Origin of the sequence: Paralimibaculum aggregatum (genome assembly GCF_030270585.1) — a bacterium.
Taxonomy (GTDB): Bacteria; Pseudomonadota; Alphaproteobacteria; order Rhodobacterales; family Rhodobacteraceae; genus Thermohalobaculum; species Thermohalobaculum aggregatum.
On sequence record NZ_BSYI01000059.1, the window covers coordinates 1 to 24,562 of the forward strand.

21 protein-coding genes are annotated in these 24,562 nt (G+C 72.4%); 10 read left to right on the forward strand and 11 right to left on the reverse strand.

The window, feature by feature from the left end; all coding sequences use genetic code 11:
- Window positions 1-29 precede the first annotated feature (29 nt).
- Window positions 30-3,578, reverse strand: a complete 3,549-nt coding sequence (putA, locus tag QSJ97_RS22455) for a bifunctional proline dehydrogenase/L-glutamate gamma-semialdehyde dehydrogenase PutA (protein WP_285674596.1) — start codon at window positions 3,576-3,578, stop codon at window positions 30-32.
- 195 nt (window positions 3,579-3,773) lie between these two features.
- Between putA and QSJ97_RS22460 the strand changes: the two genes are divergently transcribed.
- On the forward strand, window positions 3,774-4,514 hold the full coding sequence (locus tag QSJ97_RS22460; RefSeq protein ID WP_285674597.1) for a TerC family protein: 741 nt from the start codon (window positions 3,774-3,776) through the stop codon (window positions 4,512-4,514).
- A gap of 56 nt (window positions 4,515-4,570) precedes the next feature.
- Here the strand turns inward: QSJ97_RS22460 and QSJ97_RS22465 are convergent, their stop codons facing one another.
- From QSJ97_RS22465 to QSJ97_RS22500, 8 genes are all read right to left on the reverse strand, one after another.
- Window positions 4,571-5,206, reverse strand: a complete 636-nt coding sequence (locus QSJ97_RS22465) for a hypothetical protein (protein ID WP_285674598.1) — start codon at window positions 5,204-5,206, stop codon at window positions 4,571-4,573.
- Between the two features lie 10 nt (window positions 5,207-5,216).
- Window positions 5,217-5,705, reverse strand: a complete 489-nt coding sequence (locus tag QSJ97_RS22470; RefSeq protein WP_285674599.1) for a DUF2160 domain-containing protein — start codon at window positions 5,703-5,705, stop codon at window positions 5,217-5,219.
- Between the two features lie 13 nt (window positions 5,706-5,718).
- On the reverse strand, window positions 5,719-6,186 hold the full coding sequence (locus tag QSJ97_RS22475) for a hypothetical protein (protein WP_285674600.1): 468 nt from the start codon (window positions 6,184-6,186) through the stop codon (window positions 5,719-5,721).
- An 8-nt stretch (window positions 6,187-6,194) separates the two neighbouring features.
- Complete coding sequence (locus tag QSJ97_RS22480; protein WP_285674601.1) at window positions 6,195-6,995, reverse strand: carbohydrate ABC transporter permease; 801 nt, start codon at window positions 6,993-6,995, stop codon at window positions 6,195-6,197.
- Window positions 6,992-7,849, reverse strand: coding sequence for a carbohydrate ABC transporter permease (locus QSJ97_RS22485; protein ID WP_285674602.1), 858 nt, complete (start codon window positions 7,847-7,849; stop codon window positions 6,992-6,994). The genes QSJ97_RS22480 and QSJ97_RS22485 overlap by 4 nt, the downstream gene beginning before the upstream one ends.
- Window position 7,850: 1 nt before the next feature.
- A complete protein-coding gene (locus QSJ97_RS22490) occupies window positions 7,851-8,978 on the reverse strand; it encodes an ABC transporter ATP-binding protein (protein WP_285674603.1) in 1,128 nt (375 codons plus the stop codon).
- A 1-nt stretch (window position 8,979) separates the two neighbouring features.
- A complete protein-coding gene (locus QSJ97_RS22495) occupies window positions 8,980-10,056 on the reverse strand; it encodes an ABC transporter ATP-binding protein (protein WP_285674604.1) in 1,077 nt (358 codons plus the stop codon).
- Window positions 10,057-10,127: 71 nt separating this feature from the next.
- Complete coding sequence (locus QSJ97_RS22500) at window positions 10,128-11,867, reverse strand: ABC transporter substrate-binding protein (RefSeq protein ID WP_285674605.1); 1,740 nt, start codon at window positions 11,865-11,867, stop codon at window positions 10,128-10,130.
- A 117-nt stretch (window positions 11,868-11,984) separates the two neighbouring features.
- On the opposite strand from QSJ97_RS22500, the gene QSJ97_RS22505 reads away from it, so the two are divergent.
- The 8 genes from QSJ97_RS22505 to QSJ97_RS22540 all read left to right on the forward strand — a co-directional run bounded on the left by QSJ97_RS22505 (window position 11,985) and on the right by QSJ97_RS22540 (window position 20,986).
- Window positions 11,985-12,752, forward strand: coding sequence for a DeoR/GlpR family DNA-binding transcription regulator (locus tag QSJ97_RS22505; protein WP_285674606.1), 768 nt, complete (start codon window positions 11,985-11,987; stop codon window positions 12,750-12,752).
- A gap of 98 nt (window positions 12,753-12,850) precedes the next feature.
- Window positions 12,851-14,419 (forward strand): glycerol-3-phosphate dehydrogenase, encoded by a 1,569-nt coding sequence (gene glpD, locus QSJ97_RS22510; protein ID WP_285674607.1) that lies wholly within the window; start codon window positions 12,851-12,853, stop codon window positions 14,417-14,419.
- Window positions 14,420-14,543: 124 nt separating this feature from the next.
- Window positions 14,544-16,043, forward strand: coding sequence for a glycerol kinase GlpK (gene glpK, locus QSJ97_RS22515; RefSeq protein ID WP_285674609.1), 1,500 nt, complete (start codon window positions 14,544-14,546; stop codon window positions 16,041-16,043).
- 170 nt (window positions 16,044-16,213) lie between these two features.
- Window positions 16,214-16,897 (forward strand): META domain-containing protein, encoded by a 684-nt coding sequence (locus tag QSJ97_RS22520; protein ID WP_285674610.1) that lies wholly within the window; start codon window positions 16,214-16,216, stop codon window positions 16,895-16,897.
- A gap of 26 nt (window positions 16,898-16,923) precedes the next feature.
- Entirely contained in the window at window positions 16,924-17,664 is a 741-nt protein-coding gene (locus tag QSJ97_RS22525; RefSeq protein ID WP_285674611.1) for an META domain-containing protein, read from the forward strand.
- Between the two features lie 80 nt (window positions 17,665-17,744).
- Window positions 17,745-18,938: a M24 family metallopeptidase gene (locus QSJ97_RS22530; protein ID WP_285674613.1), complete on the forward strand. Its 1,194-nt coding sequence runs from the start codon at window positions 17,745-17,747 to the stop codon at window positions 18,936-18,938.
- Between the two features lie 126 nt (window positions 18,939-19,064).
- Window positions 19,065-19,274: a hypothetical protein gene (locus QSJ97_RS22535; protein ID WP_285674615.1), complete on the forward strand. Its 210-nt coding sequence runs from the start codon at window positions 19,065-19,067 to the stop codon at window positions 19,272-19,274.
- Between the two features lie 458 nt (window positions 19,275-19,732).
- Complete coding sequence (locus tag QSJ97_RS22540; protein ID WP_285674616.1) at window positions 19,733-20,986, forward strand: hypothetical protein; 1,254 nt, start codon at window positions 19,733-19,735, stop codon at window positions 20,984-20,986.
- Window positions 20,987-22,657: 1,671 nt separating this feature from the next.
- On the opposite strand, the gene QSJ97_RS22545 is transcribed toward QSJ97_RS22540, so the two are convergent.
- The gene (locus QSJ97_RS22545) at window positions 22,658-23,044 is read right to left on the reverse strand and encodes a DUF2237 family protein (protein WP_285674617.1); all 387 of its coding nucleotides are present in this window, start codon (window positions 23,042-23,044) and stop codon (window positions 22,658-22,660) included.
- 86 nt (window positions 23,045-23,130) lie between these two features.
- On the opposite strand from QSJ97_RS22545, the gene QSJ97_RS22550 reads away from it, so the two are divergent.
- Window positions 23,131-23,694 (forward strand): lipid-binding SYLF domain-containing protein, encoded by a 564-nt coding sequence (locus tag QSJ97_RS22550; RefSeq protein WP_285674618.1) that lies wholly within the window; start codon window positions 23,131-23,133, stop codon window positions 23,692-23,694.
- Window positions 23,695-23,740: 46 nt separating this feature from the next.
- Here QSJ97_RS22550 and rpe read toward each other — a convergent pair whose 3' ends face one another.
- On the reverse strand, window positions 23,741-24,430 hold the full coding sequence (gene rpe, locus QSJ97_RS22555) for a ribulose-phosphate 3-epimerase (RefSeq protein ID WP_285674619.1): 690 nt from the start codon (window positions 24,428-24,430) through the stop codon (window positions 23,741-23,743).
- Window positions 24,431-24,562 lie beyond the last annotated feature (132 nt).

Here is a 24,562-nt window from a genome sequence, read left to right on the forward strand (position 1 = left end):
CCGGGCCAGCCGGCCCCCCCTCGCGGTCCTCAGCCGCTCTCGGCCGCGGCGAGCAGCGAGGCGTTGCCCCCTGCCGCCGTGGTGTCGACGCAGAGATGGCGCTCGAGGCAGAGCCGCTCCGGCGGATCCTCCGAGGTCACCAGCGGCAGGATCGGCCCCGGCCGCGCCGCGAGCGCCTGCCGGATCGCCCGGAGCCCGTCGCCCCCGGCATCCGAGGCCACCGCCTCGAAGCCTTCGAGCGCGCTGAGATGGCCCGGGTCGAGCCGGCCGTCCAGCGCCAGCACGGTGCCCCTCGCGGCAATCTCCTTGGCCGGCGCGCCGGGCGCCACCATCAGCGCCGCATTGCCGGTCTCGAGCGCCCGCGCCGCCTGGTGCATCGCCGCCTCGGCGGTCGGACCGAGGCAGAGCACCCGCCCCCGCGGCAGGATCGACAGCCGGTTGGACTCGCCGGTCGGCCCCGGCAGCGTCTCGGTGCGGTTCGCCTCCTCCGGCCGCTCCAGCCGGGCCAGCGCCGCCGCCACGGTCGCCGGCTCGAGATGCGCCCCCTCAGGCGCGGCGCAGCCGCTGGCCGGGCGCCCGGCGAAGCGGCGCAGATAGTTCGGCCCGCCGGCCTTCGGCCCGGTGCCCGAGAGCCCCTCGCCGCCAAACGGCTGGGAGCCGACGATGGCGCCGATCTGGTTGCGGTTGACATAGGAATTGCCGGCGCGGATGCGGCTGACCACCTGCTGCACGCGGTCGTCGATGCGGGTGTGCAGCCCAAAGGTCAGCCCGAAGCCGCGCGCGTTGATCGCGTCGATCACCGCGTCGATCTCGTGCGCCGCGAAGGTCGCGACATGCAGCACCGGGCCGAAGATCTCCCGCTCCAGCGCCTCGATGCCGGAGAGCTGCAGCACCGCCGGCGCCACGAAATGCCCCTTCGCCGGCGCCGCGACGCGCTTGAGCAGCCGCCCCTCCGCCGCCAGCGCCGCGACATGCGCCTCGATCCCGGCCTTGGCCGCGGCGTCGATCGCCGGGCCGACATCGGTGGCATGGTCCCAGGGATCGCCGAGGCGCAGCGCCTCCATCGCGCCGAACAGCATCTCCAGCAGCCGCTCGGAGACGTCCTGCTGCACGTAGAGCATGCGCAGCGCCGAACAGCGCTGCCCGGCGGAGCGGAAGGCCGACATCACGATGTCGCGCACCGCCTGCTCGGGCAGCGCGGTGGAATCGACGATCATCGCGTTGAGCCCGCCGGTCTCGGCGATCAGCGGCGCGTCCGGCGCGAGATGCCGGGCCATCGCGGCATGGATCTTCTGCGCCGTCTCGGTGGAGCCGGTGAAGGCCACCCCGGCGATGCGCGGATCGCGGGTCAGCGCCGCCCCCACCGCGCCGCCGCCGGGCAGCAGCTGCAGCGCCGCGCGCGGCACCCCGGCCTCGTGCATCAGCTGCACCGCGCGGGCGGCGATCAGCGGGGTCTGCTCGGCCGGCTTGGCGATCACCGCATTGCCGGCGGCGAGCGCGGCGGAGACCTGCCCGGTGAAGATCGCCAGCGGGAAGTTCCACGGGCTGATGCAGGCGAAGACGCCGCGTGGCGGGGCCTCGAGCCGGGCCGCCTCGGTTGCGTAGTAGCGCAGGAAGTCCACCGCCTCGCGCAGTTCGGCCACCGCGTCGGGCATGGTCTTGCCGGCCTCGCGGGCGCAGAGGGCGAAGAGCTCGGGCGCCGCCGCCTCATAGGCATCCGCCGCCCGGTTCAGCGCCGCGGCACGGTCGGCCACCGGGCGCGCCGCCCAGTCGGCGGCCCCGCCGGGGGCAGCATCGAGGGCGGCGGCGATGTCGGCCTCCGAGGCCTCCATGCTGTGGCCCACCACCTCGTCGGGATGCGCCGGGTTGGTCACGTCCTGCCGGTGCGTGCCGTGCACCCCGGCGGCGATGTGCGGCGCCGCCTCCCAGGCATGGCCGCGCCATTTTCCGCGCGCCGCGTCCAGCGCGGCCAGTTCGACCGGGTCGGTCAGGTCCCAGCCGCGGGAATTGACCCGCGCCGGGGCATAGAGATCCGGCCCGCGCGTGATCCGCGGGTTGGGCGTGCCGAGACCCTCCGCCGCGAAGGGGTCGGCGGCGATCTGCTCCGGGCTGACGCTGTCGTCGACGATCTGGTTGACGAAGGAGCTGTTGGCACCGTTCTCCAGCAGCCGCCGCACCAGATAGGCCAGCAGGTCGCGATGCGCGCCCACCGGGGCATAGATCCGGCAGCGCGCGCCCTCGCGGGCATGGACCAGCCCGTGCAGCCGCTCGCCCATCCCGTGCAGGCGCTGGAACTCGAAGGGCGCGTTGCCCGCCATCTCCAGCACCGCCGCCACGGTATGCGCGTTGTGCGTGGCGAACTGCGGGTAGAGCCGGTCGGTCATGCCGAGCAGCTTGCGCGCGCCGGCGATATAGTTCGCATCGGTCGCCGCCTTGCGGGTGAACACCGGGAAGCCGTCGAGCCCCTGCTCCTGCGCATGCTTGATCTCGGTGTCCCAGTAGGCGCCCTTGACGAGGCGCACCATGATCCGCCGGTCATGGGTCTCGGCGAGGGCATGGATCCAGTCGATCACCGCGAGGCAGCGCGGCCCGAAGGCCTGGATCACCACGCCGAAGCCGTCCCAGCCCTCCAGCGCCGGATCCGACAGCACCGCCTCGATCACGTCGAGCGAGAGGTCGAGCCGGTCCTGCTCCTCGGCATCGATGTTGAAGCCCATGTCGGCGGTCTTGGCGAGCAGTGCCAGCGCCCGCACCCGGGGCACCAGCTCGGCCATCACGCAGCCGCGCTGCGCCTCCTCGTAGCGGCAATGCAGCGCCGAGAGCTTCACCGAGATGCCCGGGTTCTCGCGCGGGTCGCGGCCCTTGCAGGCCTTGGCGATGGCGGCGATGGCCCCGGTATAGGCGAGGTGATAGCGCCGCGCATCGGCATCGGTGGCGGCCGCCTCGCCGAGCATGTCGTAGGAATAGGTGTATCCCTCGGCCTCCATCGCGCCGGCGCGCTTCATCGCCTCGCCGATCTCGCGGCCGAGCACGAAATTGCGCCCGAGCTCCTTCATCGCCTGGCCCACCGCGGTGCGGATCACCGGCTCGCCGAGGCGCTTCACCGCGCCGTGCAGCAGGCCGGCGAGGCTGTCCTCCGCGCGGCCGAGCACCTTGCCGGTGAGCATCAGCCCCCAGGTCGAGGCATTGACCAGCGTCGAGGCGGAATGGCCGAGATGGCGGCCCCAGTCGGAGGGGGCGATCTTGTCCTCGATCAGCGCGTCGATGGTCTCGGCATCGGGCACCCGCAGCAGCGCCTCGGCAAGGCACATCAGCGCCACGCCCTCCCTGGTGGAGAGCCCGTATTCCGCGAGGAAGCTCTCGAGCAGCCCCGGATCGGCCGAGGCGCGCACCTCGCGCACCAGCTCGGCGCCGCGCCGGCAGATCCGCGCCCGCGCCTCATCGCCCAGCGCCGCGGTCTGCCGCGCCAGCGCCACCGCCTCCGGTTCGGGCCGGCGGATCGCGGCGCGCACGGCACTGCGCAGGGCGGCGAGATCGGGGCGCCCCCCGGTGGCTTGCGCGCTGAGGGTCTCGGACATCGGCGGCCTCCCTTGCTCGCGGGCCCCTGGGTTGGCGGACGGACCCGGCCCCCCGATGCTAGGGGCGATTCCGGGGCTTGGGAACCGTCGCCCGCAGCGTTTCCCCGCTCCCCTCGCAAAAGCCGCGGCGCCCCCCTATCTTCGAGCGGCCCGCGACGGCAGCCCCGCCGGCCGGCGCCCCACCGGGAGACCGCAATGGACTTCGCCCATCTCATCGCCGACCCCGCCGCCTGGGTGGCGCTGGCCACGCTGATCGTCATGGAGGTGGTGCTCGGCATCGACAACCTCCTGTTCATCTCGGTGCTCACCAACAAGCTGCCGGAGGCGCAGCGCCCCGCCGCCCGGCGCATCGGGCTGACGCTGGCGCTGGTGTTCCGGCTGGCGCTGCTGGCCTCCATCGCCTGGATCGTCTCGCTCTCCGAGCCGGTGCTCTCGCTGCTCGGCAAGTCCTTCTCCTGGCGCGACCTGATCCTGCTGGCCGGCGGGTTCTTCCTGGTGTGGAAGGCCACCACCGAGATCCGCGCGAAGGTCGATCCCGACCCCGAGGCACCCTGGATGACCGGCCGGGCCGCCGAGCGCGGGATGATGGCGGCGATCGGGCAGATCGTGCTGCTGGACCTGGTGTTCTCCGTCGACAGCATCCTCACCGCCGTCGGCATGACCCAGCACATCGAGATCATGGTCGTCGCGGTGGTGGTGGCGGTGCTGCTGATGCTGCTGGCGGCCGCCCCGCTCGCCGCCTTCGTCGAGGCGCATCCCACGGTCACCATGCTGGCGCTCGGCTTCCTGCTGATGATCGGCACGGTGCTGATGGCCGAGGGCTTCGGCTTCCACGTGCCGAAGGGCTATGTCTACACCGCGATGGCCTTCTCGGCGGCAATCGAGGCGCTCAACATCCTGCGCCGCCGCCGCCGCGGCACCGCCGTGGACGGCTGACCGGGGCGTTGCCGCCTGCCGGGCCCCCCGGCTCTCCGGCCGGGGCTTCGAGGGATCTAGAGGGCCAGCGCCGCGACGATGGCCGGGCGATTCAGCAGCTCGTCGAACTGCCGCTTCAGCTCGGCCTGCTCGAAAGGGCTGACCGGTCGTACGGCATTGTTCTCGATGTCATGGTAAACGGTGCCACGGATCCCCTGGTAAGATTCGGACGCACGCAGGGAGCCATCGCTGGAATACACCTCCGCAGACAGGTCCCAATGCGACGTGAGCCGCTCCCAGATGTCCGATTTCCATTCCCGGACCTCGACCCAGAGCAGCTTCTCGCCGGGACCGAGGGTTGGGATCACCTCCTGCGCTTCTAGATCTCGAGGCACGATCAGCGGACGGACATCGGCGCCGCTGGCTTGGAAAGACGACACCAGAGCATCGCGGAAGGCATCGGCGAGGGGCCGTCCCGACAGGGTAGGTTGGCTGAAAGGTATGCCATAGGTACCACGTATCAGCCCGCGGAATTCGGGATCCTTGTCGCCGTTCAGAACGTAGGGACGCCTCTCGAGCACAGCGATGGCCAATTGCCCCGAAACAGATGGCACATCCACACTGACGTTCTTGAACCAATAGGGTTCGCTGCTGCCACAGCCTGCAACCATAAATGCAAGAATGAAAAACGCCCTCGAAACCAACTGGCTCAATTCCTAACCCTCACGCCTTCCAGAAGACGAAGACGCCCCAGGCGAGCGCGACGGCGAGGCCGCCCCAGACCGGGGCGCCCATCAGGCCGAGCCAGGCCAGCAGGATCCAGGCCGAGCCGAGCAGCGTGATGAAGAGCCGGTCGCCGCGGGTGGTCTCGAGCCCGAGCGCGCCCTGCCTCGGCGCGCCGCCGGGGGCGAGCACCTCGATGCCGGTCATCACTGCCAGCGCCGCCAGGATGACGAGGAAGAAGGCGCCGGTCTGCGGCGTCCAGGCCATCCAGTCGAACACCGAGAAATCGATCAGCGGGACCGCCTCGGGCTCGGCCGGCGCCGCCGGCTTCGCCGCCCCCCAGCCGCCGGTCTTCGGCTTCTCGGGCGCCGCCGCGATGCCGATCGCCGCGAGCCATTCCGCCGGCGCCAGCAGCCGCGCCGCGCCGGCCGCCGCCGCCAGCGCCACGCCGAAGGCCAGCGCCCCGCCGATCGCCCTGCTCACACGCATCGGGTTCCCTCCGTCATCCGCCGCAGGCCGCCTTGAGATCGAGCTCGGCGCGCAGGCTCACCACCGCGGTCAGCGCCCCGCCCTGCGCCGCGATCACGCCGCGGTCGATGGCGATCAGGCAGCGGTTGCCGCCGGCCGTCGCGGCCGCCTGCGCCGCCGCCGTCACCTCCGCCTCGTCGCCCATGCGGAACACCCGGTAGCGCCCCGGGGCGAGCCCGGCCCGCGGCAGCCCCTCCAGCGTCTCGAACAGCCGCCCGGCCTCGGCCCGCGCGGCGATCTGCGCCCGCGGGAACACCGCGCTCTGCGTGACATGCCCCTGCGCCGCCGGCCGCACCGCGACGATCAGGAAGGGATCCTCCGGCATGCCCCGCGGCGGCGGCTCCAGCCCCAGGAGATCGAGCCGCCAGACCACGAGCCCCGCCAGCATCAGTGCCAGCAGGGCGGTGACCGCACCCTCGAGCGTCAGCACGCGCCGCAGCATCTGCCCTCTCACACCCGGCCAAGCGCGAACCCCTTGGCGATGTAGTTTCGCACGAAATAGATCACGATGGCCCCTGGAATGATCGTGAGCACCCCGGCCGCCGCCAGCAGCCCGAGCTCGTAGCCCGCGGAGGAGGCCGTCTTGGTCATGATCGCGGCGATCGGCTTGGCCGCCACCTTGGTCAGCGTCTTGGCCAGCAGCAGCTCGACCCAGGAGAACATGAAGCAGAAGAAGGCCGCCACGCCGACGCCGGAGCGGATCGTCGGCAGGAAGATCCGGGTGAAGAAGCGCGGGAAGCTGTAGCCGTCGATATAGGCGGTCTCGTCGAGCTCGCGCGGCACCCCGCGCATGAAGCCCTCGAGGATCCAGACCGCGAGCGGCACGTTGAACAGGCAATGCGCCAGCGCCACGCCGATATGCGTGTCGAAGAGCTCGACCGCGTAGTAGAGCTGCACGAAGGGCAGCGCGAAGACCGCCGGCGGCGCCATCCGGTTGGTCAGCAGCCAGAAGAACAGGTGCTTGTCGCCGAGGAAGCGGTAGCGCGAGAAGGCATAGGCCGCCGGCAGCGCCACCCCCACCGAGACCACGGTGTTGAGCGAGACATAGATGATCGAGTTGATGTAGCCCCAGTACCAGCTCGGATCGGTGAAGATCACCGCATAGTTGTCGAAGGTCCAGACCTGCGGATAGAGCGAGAAGCCGCCGAGGATCTCGTTCGTCGTCTTGAACGACATCGCCACCAGCCAGTAGATCGGCATGAGCAGGAAGAGGATGTAGAAGGTCGGCACGAGCCAGGACAGGTATCTCATTGCTCCCCCCGGGTCATCAGGGTGTAGAACAGCCAGCTCACCAGCAGCGTGATCAGGAAGTAGACGAGGCTCATCGCGGCCGCCGGGCCGAGGTCGAACTGCCCGAGCGCCTTCTTCACGAGGTCGATCGAGAGCAGCGTGGTGGCATTGCCCGGCCCGCCGCCGGTCAGCACCGAGATCTCGGTATAGATCATGAAGCTGTCCATGAAGCGCAGCAGCACGGCGATGGTCAGCACCCGCTTCATCTTGGGCAGCTCGATATGGCGGAACACCGACCAGCGGCTGGCGCCGTCGATCCGCGCCGCCTGGTAATAGGCGTCCGGGATCGCCGAGAGCCCGGCGAAGGCCAGCAGCACCACCAGCGAGGTCCAGTGCCAGACATCCATCGCGACGATGGTGATCCAGGCATCCACCGGGCTCTGGGTGAAGTTGAAGTCGATCCCGGCGGCGTTGAGCCCGTAGCCGAGTAGCCCGATCTCCGGCAGCGCGAGGATGTTCCACATCGCCCCCACCACGTTCCACGGGATCAGCAGCGGCAGCGCCATCAGCACCAGGCAGACCGGCACGAAGGGCCCCTTCTTCGGCATGCAGAGCGCGATCGCCACGCCGAGCGGCAGCTCGATGGCGAGGATGATCCCGGTGAACATGAGCTGGCGCCCGAGCGCGGCGTGGAAGCGATCCTCGTTCAGCAGCTGCTCGAACCATTGCAGGCCCGACCAGAAGAACACGTTGTCGCCGAAGCTCTCCTGCACCGAGTAGTTCACCACCGTCATCAGCGGGATCAGCGCGTTGAACGCCACCAGCAGGAGCACGGGGGCGACGAAGAGCCAGCCGATCTGATTGGTCCTGCGCATCTCAGCGGGCCTCCCCGGCCAGCCAGCCGTCGCGGTAGAGGAAGGTGCGGGCCGGGTCGAGGACGAGCCGCGGCGCCTCCGGCACCCCCTGCCCCTCCGCCACCAGCAGCCGCACGGTGTGGCGGCCGACCCGCGTCTCGGCGATGCGGTGGCGGCCGGTGTCGGAGACCTTGACCAGCGCCGCCTGCAGCCCCGGCTCGCCCTCGCCCGCGAGGCGGACGAATTCCGGCCGCACGCCGATCTCCGCCGGGCCGTCGCCCGCCGCCGGGTTGGCGACCGCGATGGCGGTGTCGCCGACGACCTCCGTCGCCGCGCCGGCCTGATGCCCGGGATCGCCCGCGCCGGTCTCGATGGTCACCCGGCCCCCGGCGACGCGCGCCGGCAGCAGGTTCATCCCCGGCGAGCCGATGAAATGGCCGACGAAGGTGTGGTGCGGGCGCTCGAACAGCGCCTCCGGCGTGCCGAGCTGCACGATCTCGCCGGCCGACATCACCACCACCTGGTCGGCGAAGGTCAGCGCCTCGGTCTGGTCGTGCGTCACGTAGATCATCGTCACGCGCAGCCGCTGGTGCAGCTCGCGCAGCTTCGAGCGCAGCTTCCATTTCAGGTGCGGGTCGATCACCGTCAGCGGCTCGTCGAAGAGGATCGCGGCGACGTCCTGGCGCACCAGCCCGCGGCCGAGGGAGATCTTCTGCTTGCTGTCGGCGGTGAGCCCGGCGGCGCGGCTGTCCATCATGTCATCGAGCTCGAGCATGGTGCCGATCTCGGCGACGCGGGCCGCGATATCGGCCTCCGCGACGCCGCGGTTGCGCAGCGGAAAGGCCAGGTTCTCGCGCACCGTCATGGTGTCGTAGATCACCGGGAACTGGAACACCTGCGCGATGTTGCGCTGGTCCGGCCGGCGGCGGGTGACGTCCTCGCCGTCGAACAGCACCCGGCCCTCGGAGGGGCGCAGCAGCCCGGAGATGATGTTGAGCAGCGTGGTCTTGCCGCAGCCCGAGGGGCCGAGCAGGGCATAGGCGCCGCCGTCCTCCCATTCGATGTCGACGCTGTGCAGCGCGAAATCCTCGCGCGCCCTGGGGTTGCGCATATAGGCATGGCGCAGCGTCTCGAGGGTGATCCGTGCCATCTCAGCTCCCCACCCGGCGCCCGGCGCCGTCGAAATAGAAGGCCCGCGCCGTCTCCAGCGCGAAGCGCGCCGTGAGCCCGACCTCGAAGGGGTGGATGCCGTGCGCCTGGCTCACCCAGGGCTGCCCGGCCAGCTCGAAATGCGCGACCGATTCCGAGCCGGAGAGCTCGGTCACCAGCACCCGGCCCTCGACCTCCGGCAGGCCGGAGCCATTGGCCGGCTGCACGAAATGCGGCCGCAGCCCCATGGTGTAGGTGCCGTCGGCGGCCTCCGAGAGCGCCGCCGGCGCGTCCCACTCGGCGAGCGCCGCGCCGTCCTGCGCCAGCGCCACCCGGCCGCCGCGCTTCTCCACCCGGCCGAGATTGATCGGCGGCTCGGAGAAGACCTGCGCGGTCAGCAGGTCGCCGGGCGCGCGGTAGAGCGCGCCGGTCGGCCCGAAGCCGGTGACCCGGCCCTCGTGCAGCGTCGCGGTATGGCCGGCCAGCAGCAGCGCCTCCGAGGGCTCGGTGGTGGCATAGACCACCACGGCGCCCTTGGCCTCGAACAGCCGCGGCAGCTCCTCGCGCAGCTCCTCGCGCAGCTTGTAGTCGAGATTGGCCAGCGGCTCGTCGAGCAGCACCAGATCGGCATCCTTGACCAGCGCGCGGGCGATCGCGGTGCGCTGCTGCTGCCCGCCGGAGAGCTCGTCCGGCCGGCGCCCGAGCATCGGCGTCAGCTTCAGGAGATCGGCCGCCTCGCGCACCCGGGCGTCGATCTCGGCCCGCGCCATCCGCGCCACCCGCAGCGGCGAGGCGATGTTCTCGAAGACCGAGAGCGAGGGGTAGTTGATGAACTGCTGGTGCACCATCGCGACATTGCGCCGGCGCACCGAGATCCCGGTGACGTCGCGCCCCTCGAACCACACCTGCCCCGCGGTCGGCCGCTCGAGCCCCGCCATCAGGTGCATCAGCGTCGTCTTGCCGGCGCGGGTGGTGCCGAGCAGGATGTTGAACCCGCCGCGCTCGAGCCGGAGATCGGTGGGGTGGATATGGGTTTCGCCGCCCACCTCCAGCGCCACCTGACGCAATTCGAGGGTCATCGGATGTCCATCGCTGGGCGGGGGCCCGGCAGGCGCGGCGCGCAAGCCGGGCCCCCGCGGATTGGCGGCGATCAGTTGGCCTGCTGCCAGCGCTTGATCAGCTCGTCATAGGCGATGGTCTCGCCCTGCGGCTTCTCGTTGGCCAGCTTGGCCTTCGGCGAGCCCGGCTGCGACAGCCAGTATTCCGGATCGCGCTCCTCGTTGAGACGCGGTCCGCAGCCGCCATAGACGCCGGCGCTCTCGTCGGCGCGCTGCATCCGGGCCATGGTCACGTCCATCTCCGAGGCGAGACGGTCCATCGCCTCCTGCGGCGTGAAGGCACCGGAGTTCACGTCGCCGATCTGCTGCCACCAGATCTGCGCGAGCTTCGGATAGTCCGGCACGTTGATGCCGGTCGGCGACCACAGCACCCGGTCCGGCGAGCGGTAGAACTCGACCAGCCCGCCGAGCTTCGAGGCCCGCTCGGTGAAGCTCTCGTGGCGCACCGAGCTGTCGCGGATGAAGGTGAGCCCGACATGGCTCTTCTTGGTGTCGAGGGTCTTGGAGACCACGAACTGCGCATAGAGCCAGGCCGCCTTGGCACGGTCCAGCGGCGTCGATTTCAGGATCGTCCAGGAACCGGCATCCTGATAGCCGAGCTTCTGACCCTCCTCCCAGTAGGGGCCGTGCGGGCTCGGCGCCATCCGCCAGAGCGGGTTGCCCTCGTCGTCGACCGTGTTGTTGCCCTCGGATTTCGGGGCGACCATCGACTGGGTGAAGGCGGTGTACCAGAAGATCTGCTGGGCCACGTTGCCCTGGGAGAGCGCCGGCAGCGACTGGTAGAAATCGTAGTTCGCGGCGCCCGGCGGGGCGTAGTTGCGCAGCCACTCGTCCCATTTGCGGATCGCGTAGACCGCCGCCGGGCCGTTCGCCGCGCCGCCGCGGGAGACGCTGGCGCCCACCGGGTTGCAGGTGCCCTCCTCCATGCGGATGCCCCACTCGTCCACCGGCACGCCGTTGGGCTGACCCTTGGAGCCGGCACCGGCCATCGAGAGCCAGGCATCGGTCATGCGCCAGCCGAGATCCGGGGCGCGCTTGCCGTAATCCATGTGGCCATAGATCCGGACGCCGTCGATCTCCTTCACATGGACCGAGAAGAACTCGGCGATGTCCTCGTAGGCCGACCAGTTGACCGGCACGCCGAGATCGTAGCCGTAGCGCTCCTTGAACGCGGCCTGGAGGTCCTCGCGGTCGAACCAGTCCTTGCGGAACCAGTAGAGGTTGGCGAACTGCTGGTCCGGCAGCTGGTAGAGATTGCCGTCCGGCCCGGTGGTGAAGCTGATCCCCATGAAGTCCTCGAGATCGAGGCCGGGGTTGGTCACGTCGGCGCCGGCGCCGTTCATGAACTCGGTGAGGTTCACCGCGAGCTGCAGCCGCGCATGGGTGCCGATCAGGTCGCTGTCGTTGACATAGGCGTCATAGAGGTTGCGCCCGGTCTGCATCTGGGTCTGCACCGCCTGCACCACCTCGCCCTCGCCGAGCAGCTGGTGATTGACCTTGATGCCGGTGATCTCCTCGAACGCCTTGGTCAGCGTCTCCGACTCGTAGGTATGGGTCGGGATCGTCTCGGAGAGCACGTTGATCTCCATGCCCTGGAACGGCTCGGCGGCCTTGACGAACCATTCCATCTCCGCGAGCTGCTCGTCGCGCGAGAGCACGGAGGGCTGGAACTCCTGGTCGATCCATTTCTCGGCCGCGGCCATGTCGGCGGCGGCCGGCTGCCATGCCAGCAGCAGGGCGAGCGCCGATGCGCCCATGAGGGTCTTCCGCATTGTTTCCTCCCTGTCCTTGTTATCCGGACTGTCTCGGATACCATACCACGCGCAAACGAACGTCAATCGCAAACTGGCCCGGCGCCGCTGGCCCGCGCCGGGCGGAACGGAGACGCAATGGAGCTGAGCGCACGGCAATCGGAGATCCTCGGGGCGGCCCGGCGCGACGGGCGGGTCAGCGTCGACGGGCTGGCCGAGCGCTTCGCCGTCACGCCGCAGACGATCCGGCGCGATCTCGGCGAACTCTGCGCCCGCGGGCTGCTGGCACGGGTGCATGGCGGGGCGGTGCCGTCGAACTCGGTGGCCAATACCGGCTATGCCGAGCGGCGCGTGCTGGCGGCCGAGGCGAAGCGGCGGATCGGCGAGGCGGCGGCCCGGCTGATCCCCGAGAGCTGCTCGCTCTTCATCAATCTCGGCACCACCACCGAACAGGTCGCGCGGGCCCTGCACGGGCATCGCGATCTCGCGGTAATCACCAACAATATCAACGTGGTGAACATCCTGAGCGGCGCCCCGACCAAGGAGCTGATCATCGCCGGCGGGGTGGTGCGGCCCTCCGATGGCGGCATCGTCGGCGAAGCGACGGCAGACTTCTTCCGCCAGTTCAAGGTGGATTTCGCGGTGATCGGCGCCTCGGCCCTCGATGCCGACGGCTCGGTGCTCGACTACGATCTGCGCGAGGTGCGCGTGGCGCAGGCGATCCTGGCCAATGCGCGGCAGTCGATCCTGGTGGCCGATGCGATGAAGTTCGCCCGCAGCGCGCCGATGCGAATCGCCCCGATCGGCGAGATCGACATCTTCGTCACCGACCAGCCGCCGCCGCGCGGTTTCACCTCGGTCTGCCGCAGCGAGGGGGTGCGGATCGAGCTCGCCGGCGGCGCCTGAAGCGCCCTGCACGGCGTGCATGGGCGCATTTCCTTGACAGTCCGCGCCGAGATATCTTCTTTTCGAGTGCAAACGAAGGCGAAGCGAAAGGCCCCGCCATGTCCCAGAGCCCCGAGCCCGACAGCCCGCTCGCCGGTCCCGACGGAGCCGGCGCGGCGGTCGACATCGCGATCATCGGCGGCGGGGTGAACGGCTGCGGCATCGCCCGCGACGCCGCCGGCCGCGGCCTCACCGTGGCGCTGTTCGAGAAGGACGATCTCGCGCAGGCGACCTCCTCGGCCTCGACCAAGCTGTTCCATGGCGGGCTGCGCTATCTCGAGCACTATGCCTTCCGCCTGGTGCGCGAGGCGCTGATCGAGCGCGAGGTGCTGATCCGCAACATGCCGCACATCTCCTGGCCGCTGCGCTTCGTGCTGCCGCATCACGAGGGGCTGCGCCCGGCCTGGCTGCTGCGCCTCGGCCTCTTCATCTACGACAATCTCGGCGGCCGGAAGATCCTGCCCGGCACGCGCAGCCTCGACCTGCGCCGCGACCCGCTGGGCGCGCCGCTGAAGGAGCGCTTCGCCCGCGGCTTCGAGTATTCCGACGCCTGGGTGCAGGACAGCCAGCTGGTGGTGCTCAACGCCCGCGACGCCGCCGACCGCGGCGCCGAGATCCGCACCCGCACCCGCGTCGAGACGGCCGAGCGGCGCGGCGGGCTCTGGCACCTTTCGCTGGTCGATACCGAGACCGGGGCCGAGAGCACCTGCACCGCGCAGGCGCTGGTTAACGCCGCCGGCCCCTGGGTCGAGGAGGTGATCCACGGCCGGCTGCACCAGGACAGCGCCGACCGGGTGCGGCTGGTGCGCGGCAGCCATGTCGTGGTGCCGAAGCTCTACGACCACGACCGCGCCTACATCTTCCAGAACGCCGACGGGCGGATCATCTTCGCGATCCCCTACGAGGGGCGCTTCACCCTGCTCGGCACCACCGATGTCGAGCACGAGGGCGACCCCGGCAGCCCGGAATGCACCGATGCGGAGGCCGCCTATCTCTGCGCCGCCGCCTCGGAATACTTCGCCGAGGAGATCCGGCCCGAGAGCATCGTCTGGCGCTATTCCGGGGTGCGGCCGCTGCATGACGACGGCGCCAAGTCGGCCTCGAAGGCGACGCGGGACTATGTGCTGAAGCGCTCGGACGAGGGCGGCGAGGCGCCGCTGCTGAACATCTTCGGCGGCAAGATCACGACCTATCGCAAGCTCGCCGAGGCGGCGGTGGAGCAGCTCCGCCCCTGGTTCCCGGAGATGAACGGCGACTGGACCGACAGCGCCCCCCTGCCCGGCGGCGACTTCCCCTGGGACGGCATCGGCGCGCTGCGCACCAAGCTGCTGGCGGATTATCCCTTCCTGGCGCCGGAGGCAGCGTCGCGGCTGGTGCGCGCCTATGGCACGCGGGCCTGGGAGATGCTCGGCGAGGCCGAGAGCGCCGAGGATCTCGGGCAGGAGTTCGGCGCCGGGCTCACCGCGCGCGAGGTCGGCTATCTGATGGAGACGCAATGGGCGCGCACGGCGGAGGACGTGCTCTGGCGGCGCTCCAAGCTCGGGCTGCATGTCGGGGACGAGGGGGCGGCGGCGCTGGCCGCGCATATCGCGGCGGCCCGCTTGGCGGCGCCCGCCGGCCCGGCGTAAGCTCGGCCCGCGCAGCCCACCCGCGCAATCCGCCCGCGCGGCCCACCCGCGCAGACCACCCGAGCCGCCCGCCAGAGGCGGCCACACAGCCGCCGCAGAATAGCCGCACCTCCGGGGGGAGACCATGAGCCAGACGCATATCCTCGCCATCGACCAGGGCACCACCTCGAGCCGCGCCATCGTCTTCGGGCCGGAGATGGCCCCGGTGGCCACCGGCCAGCAGGAGTTCGCCCAGCATTTCCCGCGCTCGGGCTGGGTGCAGCACGACCCGGAGGATCTCTGGGCGACCTCGCTGGCCACCGCCCGCGAGGCGATCGAGCGGGCCGGCCTGCGCGCCGGCGACATCGCCGCCATCGGCATCACCAACCAGCGCGAGACCACCCTGGTCTGGGACCGCAAAACCGGGCGCGCGATCCATCCCGCCATCGTCTGGCAGGACCGGCGCACCGCGGAGATCTGCGCCCGGCTGCGCGCCGAGGGCGCCGAGCCGATGATCCGCGAGCGCACCGGGCTGCTGTGCGACCCGTATTTCTCCGGCACCAAGATCGCCTGGATCCTCGATGCGGTGGAGGGCGCGCGGGCCCGCGCCGAGGCCGGCGAGCTCGCCTTCGGCACCGTCGACAGCTGGCTGATCTGGCGCATGACCGACGGCGCGGTGCATGCCACCGATGCCACCAATGCCGCGCGCACCCTGCTCTACGACATCCGCAGCGGCGCCTGGGACCCGGAGCTCTGCGCGCTGATCGGGGTGCCGATGGCGATGCTGCCCGAGGTGCGCGACAGCGCCGGCGATTTCGGCACCGCGCGGGCCGATCTCTTCGGCGGCGCGATCCCGATCCGCGGCGTGGCGGGAGACCAGCAGGCCGCCGCCATCGGCCAGGCCTGCTTCCGGCCGGGCATGCTGAAATCCACCTATGGCACCGGCTGCTTCGCGCTGATGAACACCGGCGAGACCCCGGTGGTCTCGCGGAACCGGCTGCTGACCACGGTGGCCTACCAGCTGGGCGGGCGGCGCGCCTATGCGCTGGAGGGGGCGATCTTCGTCGCCGGTGCGGTGGTGCAGTGGCTGCGCGACGGGCTCGGCATCATCCGCAGCGCCGCCGAGACCGCCGGGCTCGCCGACCGCGCCGACCCCGAGCAGGCGGTCTATCTGGTGCCGGCCTTCACCGGGCTCGGCGCGCCGCACTGGGACCCGGACGCCCGCGGCGCGCTGTTCGGCCTCAGCCGCGGCACCGGCCCGGCGGAGATCGCGCGGGCGGCGCTGGAGAGCGTCGGCTACCAGACCGCGGACCTGCTGGCCGCGATGCAGGCCGATGCCGCCGGCGCCTTCGGGGCGGAGACGGTGCTGCGCGTCGATGGCGGCATGACCGCGAGCGACTGGACCATGCAGTTCCTCGCCGACATCCTCGGCGCCCCGGTGGACCGCCCGGTGGTGCAGGAGACCACCGCCCTCGGCGCCGCCTGGCTCGCCGGCATGGCCGCCGGGATCTATCCCGGCACCGAGGGCTTCGCCGAGGCCTGGGCGCTCGACCGGCGCTTCGAGCCGGCGATGCCGGCGGCGGCGCGCGAGGCCCGGCTGGCCGGCTGGCGCGATGCGGTGCGGCGCACGCTGACCACCGGCTGAGGCGGGCAGCCCGGCACGGAACACGGCGCGCGGCACGGCCAGGGCAAGGCGCGGGCACGGCGCGGGCAAGGCGGCGGTTGCCTTCGGGCCGGGAAGCGCCGATGCTGCGCCGGCGTGCCGTTCCCCCCATGCGTTCCGCGTTCCCCGAGCCCCGGACCGGAGACCCGCCCATGCCGCGCCCTGCCGTCCTCGCCGCGCTGCTCGCGCTGCTCGCCCTGCCCGCCGCGGCGGATGCCGACGGGCCGGATCTCCTCCGTGTCGTGGACATCGCCGAGGGCGGGACCCTCGCGCTGCGCGATGCGCCGGGGCCGGACGGCGCGGTGCTGGCCACGATCCCGGCCGGGCAGGACGGGCTCGCGAGCTTCGGCTGCCAGGGCGGGCTCGACCTGGTCGAATGGGAGGCGGCGGACGAGGCCGCCCGCGCCGAGGGCCGTGCCCGGCGCTGGTGCCTGGTCGGGTTCGCCCGCCATATCGGCTGGGCCCGCGGCATGCATCTCGCCGAGGGCGGGCCGCCGCCGGCGCTGAACGGCGGCCGCCTGCCGACGCTCGAGGGCTCGGAATGGGGCCTTGCCGGCCCGCCCGCCGCCTGGATCGGCTTTCGCGGCGGCCGCGCGCAGGGCCATGCCGGATGCAACCGCTTCGGCGGCAGCTACGAGACCGCGCCGGGCCGGCTCGCGATCGGCCCGCTGGCCGCCACCCGCATGGCCTGTCCGCCGGCGGCGATGACCGCCGAGCAGCGTTTTCTCGGTGCCCTCGCCGCCACCACCCGCTTTGCCGCGAGCCATCTCGTGCTCGCCCTGCTCGACGCCGAGGGCCGCGTGCGCCTCACCCTCGCCCGCCGCGACGCCGACTGAGCCACCCCCGTCCCAGGAGACCGCCCATGCCCCGCCTGCCCCTCGCCGCCGCGCTCCTGCTGCTGCTGGCACCGCCTGCCGCCGCCGAGGAGGGGCCGGACTGGTTCCGCGTGGTCGATGTGCCCGAGGGCGAGGTGCTGGTGCTGCGCTCCGGCCCCTCGCCCTATGCTGCGGCGCTGGCCGAGGTGCCGCCGGAGACCGACGGGCTGCCCGGCTATGGCTGCACCGGGGGCCTCGGCGGCGGCGCCTGGCAGAGCGCCACCATCGACCCCGGCCGGCCGGAGGCGGAGGGCCGCTGGTGCCGCGTCGGCTTCGCGCAGCGCATCGCCTGGGCGCCGGCGCGCCATCTCGCCGAGGGCACGCCGCCGCCGGGAACCGGCGCCGAGGCCCCGGAGGCCGAGCGCCATGACGGCGCCCGCGTCGCCCGGCTCACCGATCTCGACGGCACCGGCTGGACGCTCACCGGCATCGAGGGCGACAGCGTGCGCCTCCCGGCCTGGCTCAGCTTCGAGAACGGGCGGCTCGAGGGCAGCGGCGGCTGCACCCGGTTCCGCGCGCAATACACCACCGACCGGACGCATATCCGCATCACGCCGCCGCTCACCACCGGGCGGCGCAACTGCATCGGCGCCAAGCGGGAGCTGCAGAAGCGGGTCAAGCAGGCGCTGGTCCGGGCCACCGAATTCGTCGCCAGCGCCGAGCTGCTCACGCTCTACGATTCCAATCGCGGCCTGCTGATGACGCTGGAGCGCCGCCAGTCGGAGTGACCGGCCCGCGACGCGCGGGCTTGCACGCTCGCCCCGGCTCTGGTCTGGTCGATCGCGCAACTGGCCCGGAGCGCGTTCCCATGCCCGATATCGAGCTGCCCTTTTCCCGCGACGAATATGCCGACCGCCTCGCCCGCGTGCGCCGCAACATGGACGAGGACGGGATCGATGTGCTGATCGCCACCGATCCCTCCAACATGGCCTGGCTCACCGGCTATGACGGCTGGAGCTTCTATGTCCACCAGGCGGTGATCGTGCCGCCCAAGGGCGACCCGGTGTTCTGGGGCCGGCGCATGGACGCGGCCGGCGCGCTGCGCACCTGCTACATGGGCGAGGACGACATCATCGGCTATCCCGACGACTTCGTGATGTCGGAGGAGCGCCACGCCATGGAGCACCTCGCCGCGGTGATCACCGATCGCGGCTGGGCCGGGCTGACCATCGCCAGCGAGCACGAGAACTACTACTACAGCGCCCGCGCCCACCGGGTGCTCTGCCGCACCCTCGGCCGCGAGACCGCCGACGGCACCGGCCTCGTCAACTGGGCCCGCGCGGTGAAGTCGCCCACCGAGATCGGCTACATGCGCCGCGCCGCGCGGATCTCCGAGGCGGTGCAGGCCCGGGTGCGCGAGGTGATCCATGCCGGGATGCGCGGCAACGAGGTGGCGGCCGAGATCTACCGCACCGCGCTGATGGGCGGCGAGGACGAAGCCGGCCCGTTCGGCGGGGACTATCCGGCGATCGTGCCGCTGATGCCGCAGGGGCGCGACGCCTCGGCGGCGCATCTCACCTGGTCGGAGCGGCCCTATGTCGGCGATGCCGGGATCTTCTTCGAGCTCTCGGGCTGCTACCGCCGCTATCACGCGCCGCTCTGCCGCACGGTCTATCTCGGCGAGCCGCCGGCGGAGATGCTGCGCGCCGAGGCGGCGGTGGTCGAGGGCATCGAGGACGGCATCTCCGCCGCCCGCCCCGGCCGCACCGCGGGCGACGTGGCGCGGGCCTTCTATGCCGCGCTGGGGCGGCACGGGGTGAAGCGCGAGGGCCGCTGCGGCTATCCCATCGGGCTCAGCTACCCGCCGGACTGGGGCGAGCGCACCTTCTCGATCCGCCCCTCCGACGAGACCGTGCTGGAGGCCGGCATGACCTTCCACTTCATGCCGGCGATCTGGACGACCGACTGGGGCCTCGAGATCACCGAGCCGCTGCTGGTGGTGGAGGACGGCCCGGCCGAGCCCTTCTGCTCCACCCCCCGCAAGCTCTTCGTGAAGCCCTGAGGGGCGCGCCGGCAGATTAATCCTGCCGCGCAATGAACCCTTGGGGGTTCCGCGGGTACTCAGGTCACGAGAGCGCCGCGCCGCCGCCTGCCGGGGGCGCGGGCCAGGACCAGGAGTACCCAGCCCATGACGACCGAGACCCGCATCTTCCCCGCCGCCCGTTCCGCCAGCCGTCCCGCCAGCCGTCCTGCCGCCGGGCCCGAGACCCCCGCGCAGCGCTGGACCCCGGCCCGCAGCGCGGCCGACCAGGAGGCCGCCCGCCGCGTCGCCGCCATGGTCCGCCGCCGCATCGAGGCCGAGCGCGCCGGCCCGGCCCCCGCCCCGCCGCAGCGCTGAGGCCCGGCGCCCCACCCGGCCGCGCCCCCGAGCCGGCCACCCACTTGACCCGGCCCGCCCCCCATGCCCTGATCCCCGCCATCCGGGGGGGGCCGATGGCCGAGATCGCGAGCAGGGAAGACTTCGAGCGCTGGCTGGACGGCAAGCCCCGCGAGGTCGCCATCACCCTGGCGGCGCGCTGCGCGCTGCGGGTAATCCCCGGATGGCAAGTGCTTCTCGGCAAGATCGACGGCCGCACTCGTGCATCCATCTTGCTGCCCGTTTTCCGCGCAAGCGCTTCGGCCTTGACCACAGCGATTGGACCGACCAGTGCGGCTGAGGTAAGCGAAGCGAAACGGTCCGCTCTCGCCGTCCGCAGCGCCGCCAACAGCTTCTACCCAGAAGCCCGCCTCTCCGCGCGCGGCCACTCCGCTCTGAATACCGCGGCTGCCGCCGCCGCCATGGACGTCACCGCCCATATGGCCGCCGCGAAGCACGCCGCGACGGCTACCAATCCTGGCGACATCTGGGATGCCCTCTCGGCCGATTGCACCATGCCGGAGCGGCGCAAGGAGGGGGCCACGCCGGCCGCCGCGCGGGATCTCGCCATGCGGCCGCTCTGGCCGGTGCCGGACTGGCGCGAGAAGCGCGACATCTTCCACCGCGGGCGCTGGCAGTCCGGCATCCCGGCCTGGGCGCGCGACGGCGAGGCGGCGCTCTTCGCGGCGCTGGAGCGGCACCCGGGCGAGCACTGGGATGTCTGGGCGCGCTGGTATCGCGACCGGGTCCGCGGCAAGCCCCTTACCCGCTCCGACCGCGAATTCCTCGAGGCGATGGTCCTGCTCGACCGGGAAAACGGCTTCGCCGCCTGGCAGCACCCCGCGGAGATCAACGCCCGCATCCGGGAGCTCGAGGCCCGCGGCCCGGAGCCGCGCAGGCCCCGCCTGCCGGCGGACCGGCAGAGCCCGGTGAACTTCGTCTTCCGCGGCGCGGTGATCGACCGGGCGCCGCCGCCGCCGCCGGCGGTGCCGGACACCCGCCGCGCCGAGCTCGAGAGCGCCCGCCGGGCGCTGGCCGGCCTCTTCGACGACACCCTCGGCGGCCCGATCTCCAACCGCGAGCCCCGGCTCGGCACCGTGCTGCAGCGCTGCCGCGAGGCGCTGGGGCGCGATCTCGGCACGCTGGAGCCGGTGGCGCTGGGGATCGTCGCCGACCGGCTGAATGGCTATGCCGCCCGCGCCGATGCGCTGCTGCTGCCGGAGCTGGCCGCCGAGGTGGTCTCGCTCAACGCGCAGACGGCGCTGTTCCTCGCGCAGTTCGCCGAGTGGCGGGACTATGCGCGGGCGATGGAGACCGCGCTCGGCGCCGAGGCGGCCGAGCTCGCCGCCGTGGCCGAGGCGACGGAGGCGGTCGGCGCGATCATCGGCGCCGAGCCCGCGCTGCTCACCGAACCGGCCGCCGGGGCGCTGGCGCTGCTCGGCGAGGAGGCGGCGGCCGATCCGGCGCCGCTGGTCCGGCGCTCCTATCTGCGGGCGGTGCGCGCCTTCGCGCTGACGCTGGCGGCCAGGGCGGTCGAGGCGGTCGGGGCCGGGGCGGAGATCGGCGTCAGGAACACCGCCGCCGCGGCGGTGATGGCGGGCGCGGCCTATCTCGGCACGCTGGCGACCGGGCTGCCCGCCGAGTTCGGCTGGCTGAACGCGGTGATCGCCTGGGTCGGCCGCTGGCTCCGCTGACGGTGCGCGCGGCGCCAGGCTCGCGACGGGCAGCGCATGTCGCCGGGCGGCCCGGCGCCCCGGCTGCAAAGGGCGCCCGTCCGGCGCGGCCAGCGCATCGCGGACGCCGCCGGCGGGGCAAGACCCCGCGGCTGGCACCTTGGCGGTGCGGGCAACGGGTGCCGGCGGCGGGGCATCGCGTCGCTCAATGCCGGGGATCGGGAGCCGGCCCCGGACCGGGACCGCATCAAAGGCCCCGCCAGGGAGCGGAACGCGCCGGCCCCGCCGCCCGAGCAGCGCCTGCGTTGCCGTCCCCCCATCGACAAACGCCCGATGCCCGATGGGATCTCCTGGATCGCCCTCCGGACCGGGACCGCATCGACGGCCCAGCCTGAGGCGGGTCGCGCCGGCCCTGCCGCCCGAGCCGGGCGGGCACTGCCATCCCCAATCGACAACCGCCCGATGCTCGAAGGGGGCTCCCGAGTTGCCACTGGACCGGGACCGCAGCGATGGCCCCGCCTGGGAGCGGAGCGGGCCGGCCCTGCCGCTCGAGCCGGGCGGGCGCTGCCATTCCCCCATCGCCAACCGCCTGGTGCGCGAAGGGATCTTCCGGTTCGCCCGGGGCGGCGCGCCCTCTTGCGGCCTGCCGGAGCGGCTCGGGATGCGGAACACCGTCTGGCGGTGCTGCGCGCGGCGGCGCGATGCCCTGCCCTTCGGGCCATTCCCGACGCCCGTGCGACGAGTGGGCGGGGGCGCCACGCCCCTCGGCGGCACACACCGGCCCGGCGCCGGCGGAAGCGGCACGGGGAGAGCAGGCCTTCCGGTGGGAGCACGGCCCCGCGCGGCCCGAGAGGTCAGATCAGCGCCCTCGGCCGCCCCCATGGCGGCGTCTCCACCAGGACCCGCGCCGCCGGAGATGCTGACGGGCCGCCCGCGCTCTCCGCGCGATCCGGGGCCAGACGGCGGATATCGCCGCCGCGAAGGTGTGCTGGCACGCATGCCGCAAGGTCGGGCAGCGCTTTCCGCCAGCGCCCTCGGCCGTCCCCGTGGCGGCGTCTTCACCAGGGCCCGCGCCGCCGGAGATGCCGACGAGCCGCCCGCGCTCTCCGCGCGATCCCGGGGCAGACGGTGGATGTCGCCGCGATCGGTGCACTGGCGTTCGTGGCGGCAGGCCGGGCGGCGCTGCCCGCAGACAGGGGCGCCGATGGCGGCGGCCTGCGATGCGGTCTCCCTTAGCCCGGCGTCCGACCGGCGATCCTCCTGGGGATCAGTCGGCGAGAGCCCGGAAGCCCCGACCGGGCCCGATACAGGCCCCGCAAGCGCATCGGCGCATGATCGGCTTCGGGAAGCACGCCCGGCGCCGCGCCGCGCGAGATCGCAGGAGCTGTGCCCGCTGCCTCGCCGGCGTCCGGCTCGCCGCCGGCCGCCGCTGGCTGCGCCTTGTCGGCACGCCCGGACAGGACCGGCGATATCGCGGGAGGGCTGCCGGACCGGTTCCAAGGGGAGGTTCGCGGGCCGGTCGCCCAAGGGGAGGTTCGCGGGCCGGCCGCCCAAGGGGAGGTTCGCGGGCCGGTCGCCCAAGGGGAGGTTCGCAGGGAACATCCGCTCCGGCGATGCCCCGGCGGCGCGCGCCGGTCCGCTCCGGAGGTTCGGTGCGAACCTCGGTGCGAACAAGGGTTCGCCCGGCCGGCGTCAGGTGCGCTCGAGGGCGTGGGCGCGGAGCGCCTCCATCGGCACGATGTCGAGCGCGCGGCGGTGCGTCGCGGTGAGCTTCACGCGCGGCGCCATGCCGGCCTCGAAGGCCTCGAGGAAGCGCGCGGCGCAGAGGCACCACTGGTCTCCCGGCTGCAGCCCGTCGAAGCCGTATTCCGGGCGCGGGGTCGAGAGGTCGTTGCCCGCCGCCTTGGAAAAGCTCAGGAATTCCGCCGTCATCACCGCGCAGACGGTGTGGCTGCCGCGGTCTGCGGCGGAGGTGTCGCAGCAGCCGTTGCGGAAGAAGCCGGTCACCGGCTCCTGGCTGCAGGGCTCGAGCACCTCGCCGAGGACGTTGATCGAGGGGTCGATTTCGACGGCGCGCATGGGTCGGGCCTCTCCTGCCTTGCGATTTCGGCTCGCCGCTTCAATCTAGTCGGCAGAACGGCAACGCACCAGACAGGAGCACCGAGATGCCGCACTCCCGCCGCCGGACGCTTGGCCTCGCCCTCGCCGCCGCCCTCGCCCTCGCCGCCGGACCGGCCCCCGCGGCCGACCGCGAGGTGATCGAGGCGCGGGCCAATCTCGCCCTCGCCCAGCTCTACCGCGAGGTGCCGGGCTCGCGGGATCTGGCACAGCGCGCCAGGGGCCTGCTGGTGATCCCGAACGTCGTGAAGGGCGGCTTCATCCTCGGCGGTGCCTATGGCGAGGGGGTGCTGCGCCTGCCCGCCGGCGACGGCTTCCACACGGTGGCCTACTACTCGGTGGCGACCGCCTCGCTCGGGCTGCAGGCCGGCATCCAGGAGAGCAGCCAGGCGCTGTTCTTCCTGACATCGGAGGCACTCGAGGCGTTCCGCCGCTCCGACGGCTGGGAGGCCGGGGCGGGGGCCGAGATCACCATGCTCGACGGCGGCGGCAATGTCGGCATCAGCACCGCGGAATACGACAGGCCGGTGGTGGCGATCGTCTTCGGCGCCGACGGGCTGCTGGTCGGCGCGAGCCTCGAAGGGGCGAAATACTCCCGCATCCAGCGCTGAGGCGGCGGCACGACCCCGCATGGCCCCGGCATCGCCGGCGGCGCGCCTATTCCGCGGCCTCCGCCGCCGCGCGGATCGCGGCGATGCGGGCCGCATAGCCCTCGGCCCCGGCGGAGAACACCGCCGAGCCGGCGACCAGCACATCGGCGCCCATGGCGGCGCAGTTGCCCGCGGTCTCCGGCGTCACGCCGCCATCCACCTCGATATGGATCTCGCGGCCCTCGACCAGCTCGCGCAGCCGGGCGATCTTCGGCAGGCAGCTCTCGATGAAGCCCTGGCCGCCGAAGCCGGGGTTCACGGTCATCACGCAGACCAGGTCGATCATGTCGAGCACCGGCTCCACCGCCTCGGCCGGGGTGGCCGGGTTGAGCGCGACCCCGGCCTTCACCCCGAGCCCGCGGATCGCCTGCAGCGAGCGGTGCAGATGCGGCCCGGCCTCGGCATGCACCGTGAGCACATCCGCCCCGGCCTCGGCGAAGGCGCCGAGATAGGGATCGGCCGGCGCGATCATCAGATGCACGTCCATCACCCCGGCGATATGCGGCCGGATCGCCTTCACGATCGCCGGGCCCATGGTGATGTTGGGGACGAAATGGCCGTCCATCACGTCGACATGGATCCAGTCGCCGCCGGCCGCCTCGGCGGCGCGGCACTCCTCGCCGAGCCGGGCGAAATCGGCGGCGAGGATCGAGGGGGCGATCCTGATGCGGCGGTCGAAGGGCGGGAGATCGGGCATCGCTGGCGCTCCGCTTGCGGCTGACTGCCGCTCACCTGACGCCCTTCGCGCCGCGGGTCAAGACCGCGCGGCGCCGCGCCGCCCCGGGCAGCCGGAAACCGCAGCGCGGCCCTGCCCGACCGCCGGAGGGGC